Here is a 9993-nt window from a genome sequence, read left to right on the forward strand (position 1 = left end):
CGACCGCCGATGCCCGAGGCGCGGCGGCTGAACGAGTGCTGGTTCGTTCGGTCGTGATCACGAGGCGGCCTCGTGGACGTAGACGGTCATGTCGGCGTCGTGCAGCGCGCCGGTGAGATCGGCGACGCGGGAGAAGCCCTTGCGGCGGCAGTACTCGGCGAGGCCGTCGATCACGCTCAGCATCGCGGTGGGGCGCACGAAGGTGGCGGTGCCGACCTGCACGGCGCTGGCCCCGGCCAGCAGATACTCGACCGCGTCGGCCGCCGTGGCGATGCCGCCGCAGCCGATCACCGGAATGCTCACCACCCGGGCGCACTGGTAGACCATGCGCACCGCGATCGGCTTCATGGCCGGGCCGGAGAGGCCGCCCATCACGTTGCCGAGCCGCGGCCGCAGCGTCTCGATGTCGATCGACATGGCGAGGATCGTGTTGGCGACCACCAGCGCGTCGGCGCCGGCCTCCTCGGCCGCGCGCGCCACGCTCGCCACGTCGCCGGTGTTGGGCGACAGCTTGGCCCACAGCGGCAGCTTGGTCGCGCGCCGCATCTTGGCCACCACCTGGGCGGTCGAGCGCGGGTCCATCGCGAAGGCCTTGCCGTCCTCCTCGATGTTCGGGCACGAGATGTTCGCCTCGATGGCGGCGACGCCCGGCGCGTCGAGACGCGCCACCGCGTCGGCGAAGGCGTCGCCGGATTCCGCCGATACGCTCACCACCAGCGGCGTCGCGAAGGTGCGCCAGAACGGCAGCGTGTGCTCGAGGAAATAGTCGATGCCCTTGCTCGGAATGCCGATCGAGTTGAGCATCCCCTGGCCGACCTCGCAGACGCGCGGCGTCGGGTTGCCGCCGCGCAGCTGCGGCGTGATCGTCTTGGTCACCATCGCGCCGAGCTTCTCGAACGGCACGATCTCGGCGAGGCCTTCGGCGAAGGTGCCGGACGCCGGCATCACGGCGTTGCGCAGCACCAGGTCGCCGATCCGCACGGACGGATCCACCTTGGGCGGCGGCGGGGCGATCGGGGTCGCGGTGATCGGGTCTACCATGGCAGCGCCTCGTCGAGCCGGAACACCGGGCCTTCGGTGCACACGCGGCGCGCCTCGACGACGCCGTCGACCGAGAAGTTGCGCACGCAGCAGAAGCACATGCCGAGTCCGCAGGCCATCTGCTGCTCGAGCGCCACCTCGCCCGGAATGCTCAGCTCGCGGCCGAGCCGCTGCATCAGCAGCATCAGCCGATTGGAGCCGCAGGTGTAGAACGCGTCGGCCCGTCCGGACGCCGCGGCCTCGCGGAGGATCAGCTCGACATTGCCCGGGTCGCTGGTGCCGTCGCTGTCCAGCACGATCTGAATTTTTGCGCCGATCGCGGCGAAGCGCTCGACCGACATCACCGTGGCGCTGCTGCGCGCCGACAGGATCGCCGTCACGCCGACGCCGTTCTCCGCCGCCATCTCGGCGAGCGGAGCGAGCGTCGCCAGCCCGACGCCGCGGCCCAGCACCGCGATGCTGCGGGCGCCTTCGGGGATCGAGAAGCCGACCCCGAGCGGCCCCAGCATCCGCATGGTGCGGCCGACCTTGATCGAGGCGAGCGCCCGGGTGCCGAGGCCCGTCACCTTGTAGAGGAACTCGACGCGGCCGTGCGCCGGGTCGGCCCGGTAGAGGCTCATCGGCCGGCGCAGGAACGGCTTGTCCTCGGCGGTGTGCGGACATTCGAGATTGAAGAACTGTCCGGCCCGGGCGAGCGGCGCCGGCTCCGGCGCCTCCAGCACCAGGTAGCGGTACTCGTCGTTGAGCCAGACATGGGAGACGACGACGCCCAGCACATCGGCGACGCTGGGCGTCGCCGGCAGCGGCCCGGCCGTCGGCCCGGTCGCGGAGGCCGCGCCCGCGCGAAGACCCGGCTGGAAGCTGATCGTCTGGCCCATGGCGTCCCATCCGGTCGTGCGGCCGGGCCGCGTCGCGCGGCGGGCCGCTCACGAATCGTTTCGACCGTCGCGGGCCGGTGGGGCTCACCGGCGTCGCGGGGCGGTCGACCGTCTAATTTCTGAGACGTTCGCAGAGGCGGCGCTATTTGTCAATCCGGCCCTTCCCGCGGTGGAGATTTGTGACGGTAAAACAACGCAGTCATGAATCGATCGTGACCTTGTCCGTGCGTCTGCCGCACGGCGGCCCGAGCTTTCGCCCGGATTTAATCTCTTTTTTTTTCCGCTTGCTGTGGTATCAACGGTAGTTTCTTCTCGCGTGGGCGCCGCCCGGCGCCCGCCGTGCATTCGAGGGAGGGAACGCTCTTGGACGAACTGCTCACCTGGCTGAAGGCCCAGCACAACGGCCTTCGGACCTACAAGGATTTCCAGCAGAGGGTGCTCAACCTCGCCGGCGCCGATCGCGAGCATGTCGCGCTCTATCAGATCCTGGCGCTGCTGGTCGGCCGCTTCATCGACTCCTACGAGGAGCACCCGCTCACCGGCGACGTCGCGGACCAGGCCTTCGACCACCTGATCGAGATCACCGAGAAGGCGACGGCCTCGCTGGGCGCGGCGCCGGCCGATCAGCTCGCCACCCTCAACGCCATCGCGGCCGCGGACCTCGGCTGACCGGCCGTCGCCCTTCGGTGCCGCTCGTCCTGCGATCTCCCTCACGCCCGAACAAAGACAGAGCGCCCGTCGGGCGCTCTGTCTTTTTGGCGTCGACGGGGGGTGTCGGATCGACGGGATCCTTCGTCTCACCCTCGCCCGTCGGGCCGCGTCTCCGGGCGCGACAAGACGGTCGGGCGCGAGCGCAGCGCGCCACCGCGCGGGGCGTGGGCTCGGGCACGCCCGCGCGCGCGGCATCGAGCAGAGGACGAACCGCTCCCGCGGGCGGCCGGGACGATCGACGACCGCCACCCGGGTTCACGTCCATTGTTTCAGCTCGGGCCCGTGCCTTGACAAAAATCCGGCCAGGTTTGACAGCATTTCAGCCGTAGTCTAAATTTTGATACAGCCAGTGTCACACGGATAGAGAGGGCCCCATGGCCTCACGGCGCCAGTTTCTGAAACTCACCAGCGGTGCGCTCGTCATCGCTGCGTCCGCCTCCAAAGTGTCTGCCCAGCCGGCGAAATTCACGGCCAAGATCGCGCATCTCGAAGCCCCGACCCAGCCGCGCCATCGCGGGCTCGAAAAGGTGGCCGAGCTCGTCAAGGCGCGCACCAACGGCGAGGTCGTGTTCAATCTGTTCCCGGCCTCCCAGTTGGGCAATGCGCGCCAGATGATCGAGGGGACGCAGTTCGGCTCGATCGAATGTACGGTCCAGCCGGCCGCCTTCCTGGGCGGGTTCAACCCGGTGGTGTCGGTTTTCGACATTCCGTTCCTGTTGCCCGCCGACGCCGCCAAGGCGAATGCGCTGCGCACCGGCCCGTTCGGCCAGTATGTCCTCGACACCTTCTCCAGCCGCGGGTTCGTCGCCATCGCGCTCTGGCCGAACGGCCGCAAGAGCCTGACGTCGAACAAGCCGATCAACTCACTGCAGGCTTTCAAGGGGCAGAAGTTCCGCGTGATGGACTCGCGCATTCTGATCGAGCAGTTCGGCTCGGTCGGCGCGAGCGCCATCGCGATCCCGTTCGGTGAGCTCTACACGGCCTTGCAGACCGGCGTCGTGGACGGCGAGGAGAACCCGCTCGACACGATCTCCACAATGAAGTTCCACGAGGTCCAGAAGCATCTCGTGGTGTCCGATCACGGCGCGATGGAGGACTTCGTGCTGTTCAATCCGACGTGGTGGAAGTCGCTGCCGGAAGGACACCGCAAGATCATCACCGACACCTTCATCGAGGTCCGCCCCGAGGTCGAGAAGATGAAGGCCGATGCGAAGATCGCCGCCCTGGAGATCATCAGGACCGCGGGCAAGACCGAGATCAGCGACCTGAGCGAGGCCGACCGCAACGCCTGGCAGTCGGCGATGGCGCCGAAGTCGGAAGCCGCGTTCATCGCGCGCGCCGGCGCGGAAGGCCAGAAGGCGATCGACCTCTACAAGGCAGAGATGAAGAAGCTCGGTAGCTGACGGCCGAGCGACGCACCCGGCCCGGGGTCGGGCGCGTCACGACCGTTCCGACAGCGAGCGGACATGGCTGCCCCGCACAGACGATGAAGAAGACAGGCATGTTTGCTCGCGTACTGGACGTCATCCGAACCGTCGAGAGAACGTTCATCGCGGTCGTCCTGATCGCGATGTCGTTCCTGTATTTCGTCAACGTCGTGATCCGATACTTCAGCGCGGAGCTCGCGACCGAGCTGGCGTGGATCGACGAGGCGACGCTGTTCGGGCTCGCGTGGCTGGTCTTCGTCGGTCTGGGGCTGGCGCTGGAGCGGCGCAGGCATATCGCGATGACCGTGCTGATCGACCAGATGCAGGGCCCGGTCGCCCGCCTGGTGCAGATCGCGATCAATCTGACGGGTCTCGCCTTCTGCCTGATCTTCACCAAGCTCAGCTTCGATCTCGCGCTGTTCATCTACAACAGCGGGCAGATCAGTCCGACGCTCGGCACCACGATGCTGTGGCTCTACGCGCCGCTGCCGGTCGGGTTCGCGCTTCTGTCGCTGCGCTACCTGCTGGAGCTCACCGGCGTCCAGAACCGGTTCCTGATTCGCGACGTGTTGCAGGATCACTGAGGTAAAACGCGCGTGACCGTCCTCCTTCTCTGCGTCGTCGCGGTGATCCTTCTCGTGCTCGGGTTCGAGATGTTCCTCGTCATGGGGGTCCCGACCCTGCTGGCGTGGCTTCTCCTGTTCCCGTCGATCCCGCCGGTCGCTCTGGCGCAGAAGCTCCTCGGCGGCGTGAACGTCTCCACCCTGCTCGCGATCCCGTTCTTCATCTTCGCCGCCGACATCATGGCGCGCGGCACGATTGCGAAACGTCTCACCGATCTGGTCAAGACCAATATCGGCCATGTCCGCGGCGGCATCGGGCACACGACGGTCGTCTCCTGCATGGGGTTCGGGGCCATCTGCGGATCGGCGCCCGCGACCGTGGCGGCGCTCGGTCGCCTGCTGCATCCCGAGTTACTGAAGGCGCGTTATTCCGAGACGTTCTCGCTCGCCCTGATCGCCTCGAGCGCGGAATGCGCGTTGCTCATTCCGCCGAGCATCACGCTCATCATCTACGGCTGGCTGACCGGAACGTCGATCGCTGACCTGTTCGCCGGCGGCTTCGTGGTCGGTGTCGCGCTCGGCGTCGCGTTCATGATCTACGTGCAGATCGTCACGTGGCGCACCGGTGCCGGCCTGTTCCCGCGTGCGACGCGCGGCGAGCGCATTCTCGCCTTGCGCGACGGGCTGGTCGCGCTGGGCATGCCGTTCATCATTCTCGGCGGAATCTACGGCGGGATCTTCACGGCCACCGAGGCCGCGGCCGTCGCCGTCGCCTATGCGCTCCTGATCGAGATGGTCGTCTACCGGTCGATCGGCCTCAAGGTCCTGCTGGAGATCGCCGAAGGCTCGGCGATCACCGTGGCCGTCATCTTCATCCTGCTGGCGACGGGGTCGATGCTGTCGTTCCTCATCACGCTGGCACAGGTGCCCGCCTTCTTCACTCAGCTGTTCGCGGCGTGGAACGTCGACTGGGTCGTATTCCTCCTGATCGTCAACGTCGTGCTGCTCGTCGCCGGGATGTTCATCGATCCCAACTCCATCCTGCTGGTTCTCGTGCCGACGTTCTATCCGGTCGCGACGTCGCTGGGTATCGACCCGGTCCATTTCGGCCTCGTCGTCTGCCTCAACATCTGCATCGGAATGATAACCCCGCCGTTCGGGCTCGACCTGTTCGTCGCGTCCTCCACGCTGCGGCGGCCGGTGGAGCTGATCATTCGCGGCATCTGGCCGTTCATCGTCGTCAACCTTCTGGTGCTCTTGCTCATCACCTACGTCCCGCAGATTTCGACGGGAATTCTGTCGATCGTACGCTGATGTCCGCCGCCGCATCGAGGCGGAACCCGGTGAGAACGATGTCCGATCATCTGGCCGAGATCGGCCGAAGGCTGCGCGCCTATCGGCTCGGCAAGAACCTCACGGTCAGCCGGATCGCCGAGTCGATCGGGGTGTCGCGTGCCGCGGTCTACCGGCTGGAGCGCGGCGAGCTGGTCAAGATCGAGACCCTGGAGAAGATCTCCGAGCTGCTGGAGACCTCGCTGCCGTCGCTGATGGGGGTCGGGGTCGAGTACTACGCCAACGCCGTCTCGTTCTTCGAGCGCATGCGCCAGCTCGAGGAGAGCGCCGTCCACGTGCTCGGCAACTTCTCGCCCTTCTCGTTCCTGCTGCAGTCGGACGAGTACATCGACCATCTGCGGGTGATGCTGATCGAGGGCATCCCGGACAGCCATCGCGAGTCGGCGGCGGCGCGGGCCGAGATCGACGCCGTGCTGGCGATCCTGCACGCCCGCCGGCGGGGCGCCGCGACCCGGCGCATCCCGGTGCTGAGCATCGTCTCGGCGCCCGACATCGAGCGCTTCCTGCGCTCCGGCCTGGTCGGCCGCTGGGATCTGCCGGACGCGGTGGTGAGCCGGCGCCGCGCCCTCGCGGCCCGCGAGGTCGAGCGCGTCGCCGCGCTGCTCGAGCATCCGCCGATCGGCGTGCAGATCGGCATCGTCGAGGACCAGGCGCCGTTCCAGACCTTCCAGGTGTTCGAGGCGGCCGACCATGCCTCGGTGACGCTGAGCCCCTACCGGCTCGGCGACCACCCCAACATCACCTCCGGCATCGCCATGGCGACGGCGACGCCCGAGGCCGTGCGCCTGTTCAAGGCCACCGTGACCCAGCAGTGGACCCGCGCCCACAAGGGCGAAGCCGCCGCCCGCATCCTCCGCGCCGTCCTGGCCCGGGCGGCGGGGTGACGGCAATCAGGTCCGGTCCCAGATCATCGCAGCAATGCGCGGATCGACGGCGAAGCAACGGCGGTCGAAGGTGATGCGAGCGACCGGGGCCTCGCAGACGGCATGCACTCCGGTGTCGCTGACGCGCAGTCGCCAGGTCTGCTGGTGACCCGGACGCGGCTGCGCAAAGGCGCGGCACGACAAGATCGCCAGATTGGCGCGGTGCGAGGGATCCCGGACCGAGATGTAGCGGATCACGTCGATGCCGGCCGTCCGGGCCGCGTCCGCGATGTCCTGGCACGGCGTGTAGTCGGTCGGATGCATGAGGCACGCCTGCTCGCCCGCATATCGGGCCGCGCCGAGGTCGATCGCCCGGTCGGTCGCATGATCCACCGAGAAGGCCGTGAACTCGGCGGGGTTGGCGGGCCACGGGGTCGCGGGAGACTCGGCGAAGAAGAGCAGCCGGTAGAACGCCGTCTCGGCCACCGCCGTGTTCGGCGTCTCTGCCGCGTAGAAGACCCCGCCGGTCGCGCCGGCCCGCCGGAAGCGCGACCCTTTCGGGTAAGTGCCGTAACGAAACGGGGTGTAGAGCAGGTAATGCAGCCCGCGGCACTCCGGCGGCACGACGGGCTTCGTCTCCTCGATCAGCCGCTCCAACAGGTCCTGCTCGTCGACGGAGTCGACGAGCTTGAGAGTCGAGACGTGGTGTTGTGCTTCGACCAGCCGCCACGCCGTTCCGGCCAGCGGACCGGCGTCAGACGACAGCGCGGCGGGCGTCCAGATACTGGATGACATTCACGAGCCCAGGCACGGTCTGAATGAGCGCGATCGGCTCGGCATCGAGCGCCGTGTTCCTGGCCTTGAGCCATGCTGCCGCGGCGGCATCGTCGCCGCCCAGCACGGCGTCCAGCGAGCGGTACAGCCGCACGAACAGAACGGCCAGCTCGAACGGCTTCTGGCCGCGTTGAAGGGTATGCGTGCCGCTGCGCATGCGCGACACGGTCGCCTCCGACACGCCGATCACGCTCGCCAGCGACCGGCTCGTGAGCCCAAGTCGTGTCGCCGCCCTCAAGGTGGCCTTGGTGATGACCGCTGCCTCCTCGAGCGAAGCCGCGGACCGTTCCTGGAGACTCATGCCTTACCCTTTCAAAAGAAAAAATAAGTCATGAAAGTTTACATTGCAAGACACGGTCACGCCACCACGCGAATTCCCGCCGGGCCCTCCTCGACATGGCCGATGCGGCTGGCGGCGGGGTAGCCGGCCGTGACGACGATGCGCAGCAGCTCGTCGGTGCGCTCGGGGGCGCAGGCGATCAGCAGGCCGCCGGAGGTCTGCGGGTCGGTGAGCACGTGGCGGCGCCAGTCGGGCAGGTCGGCGGGGAGCTGCACGGCGGCGCCGTAGCTCGTCCAGTTGCGGTGCGAGGCGCCGGTGACGCAGCCGGCCTCGGCCAGCTCCGCGGCGCGCGACAGCAGCGGCACGGCCTGCAGCGAGGCGGTCAGCGTCACGCCGGCGCCGCGCGCCATCTCCAGCGCGTGGCCGAGCAGCCCGAAGCCGGTGACGTCGGTGACGGCGTGCACGGCCGGGTCGCGGGCGAGATCGATGCCGATGCGGTTGAGCAGCGTCGTCGAGGCGATCATCTCGTCGTAGGCGCCGTCCGGCAGCACGCCCTTCTTGATCGCCGACGAGTAGATGCCGACGCCGAGCGCCTTGGTCAGGATCAGGTCGTCGCCGGGTTTCGCGTCGGCGTTGCGGCGGACCTGCTCGGGCCGGCAGGTGCCGATCACGGCGAGGCCGTAGATCGGCTCGGGCGAGTCGATCGAATGGCCGCCGGCGACCGGGATGCCGGCCTCGGCGCAGACGCTGGCGCCGCCCTGGAGAATCTTCCTGATCATCTCGGCCGGCATCTTGTCGATCGGCATGCCGAGGATCGCCAGCGCCATGATCGGCTTGCCGCCCATGGCGTAGACGTCCGAGATCGCGTTGGTCGCGGCGATGCGGCCGAAGTCGTGCGGATCGTCGACCATCGGCATGAAGAAGTCCGTGGTGGCGATGACGCAGGTGGTGTCGTCGATCTGCCAGACGGCGGCGTCGTCGCCCGTCTCGGTGCCGACCAGGAGCTGGGCGAAGGGACCGGCCGCCGGCTGCTCGGCCAGGAGCTGCTGCAGCACCGAGGGGGCGAGCTTGCAGCCGCAGCCGCCGCCATGGGCCAGGCTGGTGAGGCGGAGATCGTGGGCGTTCATGACAAGGCTCCGGAGAAGCGCGGCGCGGCGGCCGGGGCCGCGGCGGAGCGCAGGCGCCGCCAGGCGGCGGCGAGATGATCGGCGGCGGCCTCGACATCGGCCGCCGTGGTGGCGCGCCCCAGCGACAGGCGCACGGCGCCCAGCGCGGCCTCGCGCCCGATGCCGAGCGCCAGCAGCACGGCGGACGGCTCCTCGCTGCCGGCGTGGCAGGCCGAGCCCGTGGAGGCGAGCACGTTGGGGCAGGCCTCCAGCAGCGCCCGGCCCGAGACGCCGGGAAACAGCAGGTTCAGGGTGTTGGGCAGCCGCTGCTCGGGACGGCCGGTGAGCACCAGCCCGGGCACGGCGCGCTGCAGCCGGTGCAAAAGCTGGCCGGCGAGGGCGCCGATCCGCACCGCGTCGCGATCGAGCTTTTGGGCGGCGATCCGGCAGGCGGCGCCGAGCGCCACGATGAAGGCGACGTTCTCGGTGCCGGGCCGCATGCCGTGCTCCTGGCCGGCGCCGGCCAGGAGCGGCGGCAGTGCGACGCCGCGGCGGACATAGAGCGCGCCGACGCCCTTCGGGGCGTAGAGCTTGTGGCCCGCCACCGTGAGCAGGTCGGCGCCCAGCGCGTCGACGTCGACCGGCACCTTGCCGAGCGACTGCGCCGCGTCGGCATGGGTCCACGCCCCACGCCGTCGGGCGGCGTGAAAAATTTCGCCCACGGGCTGCAGCGTGCCGATCTCGTTCTGGGCGTGGATGACGGTGACCAGCGCGGTGGTTTCGTCCAGCGCCGCGATCACGTCGTCCGCCGCGACCCCGCCGTCGGCCTGCGGGGCGACGCGGCGTACCCGGTGGCCGGCGCGCTCCAGCAGGCGGCAGCACTCCTCCGTCGCCGGATGCTCCAGCGCCGTGGTGACGATGCCGCGGCGGCCGGCGC

Annotated in this window: 11 protein-coding genes; 5 read left to right on the forward strand and 6 right to left on the reverse strand. The window is 68.9% G+C overall.

Annotation, left to right across the window (positions count from 1 at the left end; genetic code table 11):
- Nucleotides 1-57: 57 nt before the first annotated feature.
- On the reverse strand, nucleotides 58-1041 hold the full coding sequence (locus CH341_RS23230) for a dihydroorotate dehydrogenase (protein ID WP_111421367.1): 984 nt from the start codon (nucleotides 1039-1041) through the stop codon (nucleotides 58-60).
- Nucleotides 1035-1919, reverse strand: a complete 885-nt coding sequence (locus CH341_RS23235; RefSeq protein ID WP_111421368.1) for a dihydroorotate dehydrogenase electron transfer subunit — start codon at nucleotides 1917-1919, stop codon at nucleotides 1035-1037. Before CH341_RS23235 ends, CH341_RS23230 begins: the two co-directional genes overlap by 7 nt.
- 363 nt (nucleotides 1920-2282) lie before the next feature.
- On the opposite strand from CH341_RS23235, the gene CH341_RS23240 reads away from it, so the two are divergent.
- The 5 genes from CH341_RS23240 to CH341_RS23260 all read left to right on the forward strand — a co-directional run bounded on the left by CH341_RS23240 (nucleotide 2283) and on the right by CH341_RS23260 (nucleotide 6857).
- Nucleotides 2283-2588 (forward strand): hypothetical protein, encoded by a 306-nt coding sequence (locus CH341_RS23240; protein ID WP_111421369.1) that lies wholly within the window; start codon nucleotides 2283-2285, stop codon nucleotides 2586-2588.
- A gap of 416 nt (nucleotides 2589-3004) precedes the next feature.
- Nucleotides 3005-4033, forward strand: a complete 1029-nt coding sequence (locus CH341_RS23245) for a TRAP transporter substrate-binding protein (RefSeq protein WP_111421370.1) — start codon at nucleotides 3005-3007, stop codon at nucleotides 4031-4033.
- A 98-nt stretch (nucleotides 4034-4131) separates the two neighbouring features.
- Nucleotides 4132-4641, forward strand: coding sequence for a TRAP transporter small permease (locus tag CH341_RS23250; protein WP_170149774.1), 510 nt, complete (start codon nucleotides 4132-4134; stop codon nucleotides 4639-4641).
- A gap of 12 nt (nucleotides 4642-4653) precedes the next feature.
- Nucleotides 4654-5934 (forward strand): TRAP transporter large permease, encoded by a 1281-nt coding sequence (locus tag CH341_RS23255; RefSeq protein WP_111421372.1) that lies wholly within the window; start codon nucleotides 4654-4656, stop codon nucleotides 5932-5934.
- Between the two features lie 38 nt (nucleotides 5935-5972).
- Complete coding sequence (locus CH341_RS23260) at nucleotides 5973-6857, forward strand: helix-turn-helix domain-containing protein (protein ID WP_111421373.1); 885 nt, start codon at nucleotides 5973-5975, stop codon at nucleotides 6855-6857.
- A gap of 6 nt (nucleotides 6858-6863) precedes the next feature.
- Here the strand turns inward: CH341_RS23260 and CH341_RS23265 are convergent, their stop codons facing one another.
- From CH341_RS23265 to CH341_RS23280, 4 genes are all read right to left on the reverse strand, one after another.
- Entirely contained in the window at nucleotides 6864-7631 is a 768-nt protein-coding gene (locus CH341_RS23265) for an RES family NAD+ phosphorylase (protein WP_111421374.1), read from the reverse strand.
- Nucleotides 7591-7971, reverse strand: a complete 381-nt coding sequence (locus CH341_RS23270; RefSeq protein ID WP_111421375.1) for an MbcA/ParS/Xre antitoxin family protein — start codon at nucleotides 7969-7971, stop codon at nucleotides 7591-7593. Before CH341_RS23270 ends, CH341_RS23265 begins: the two co-directional genes overlap by 41 nt.
- A gap of 56 nt (nucleotides 7972-8027) precedes the next feature.
- Complete coding sequence (selD, locus tag CH341_RS23275) at nucleotides 8028-9077, reverse strand: selenide, water dikinase SelD (RefSeq protein WP_111421376.1); 1050 nt, start codon at nucleotides 9075-9077, stop codon at nucleotides 8028-8030.
- A partial coding sequence (locus tag CH341_RS23280) for a cysteine desulfurase family protein (RefSeq protein WP_111421377.1) occupies nucleotides 9074-9993 on the reverse strand: 920 nt, incomplete at its 5' end. The genes CH341_RS23280 and selD, both read right to left, overlap by 4 nt.

The organism is Rhodoplanes roseus (assembly GCF_003258865.1).
GTDB classification, from domain to species: domain Bacteria; phylum Pseudomonadota; class Alphaproteobacteria; order Rhizobiales; family Xanthobacteraceae; genus Rhodoplanes; species Rhodoplanes roseus.

Bases quoted from the DNA above. Each gene is read 5' to 3' on its own strand.
- selD (WP_111421376.1), bottom strand. From the start codon at position 9,077: ATGAACGCCCACGATCTCCGCCTCACCAGCCTGGCCCATGGCGGCGGC.
- CH341_RS23230 (WP_111421367.1), bottom strand. From the start codon at position 1,041: ATGGTAGACCCGATCACCGCGACCCCGATCGCCCCGCCGCCGCCCAAG.
- CH341_RS23235 (WP_111421368.1), bottom strand. From the start codon at position 1,919: ATGGGCCAGACGATCAGCTTCCAGCCGGGTCTTCGCGCGGGCGCGGCC.
- CH341_RS23260 (WP_111421373.1), top strand. From the start codon at position 5,973: ATGTCCGATCATCTGGCCGAGATCGGCCGAAGGCTGCGCGCCTATCGG.
- CH341_RS23245 (WP_111421370.1), top strand. From the start codon at position 3,005: ATGGCCTCACGGCGCCAGTTTCTGAAACTCACCAGCGGTGCGCTCGTC.
- CH341_RS23265 (WP_111421374.1), bottom strand. From the start codon at position 7,631: ATGTCATCCAGTATCTGGACGCCCGCCGCGCTGTCGTCTGACGCCGGT.
- CH341_RS23270 (WP_111421375.1), bottom strand. From the start codon at position 7,971: ATGAGTCTCCAGGAACGGTCCGCGGCTTCGCTCGAGGAGGCAGCGGTC.
- CH341_RS23250 (WP_170149774.1), top strand. From the start codon at position 4,132: ATGTTTGCTCGCGTACTGGACGTCATCCGAACCGTCGAGAGAACGTTC.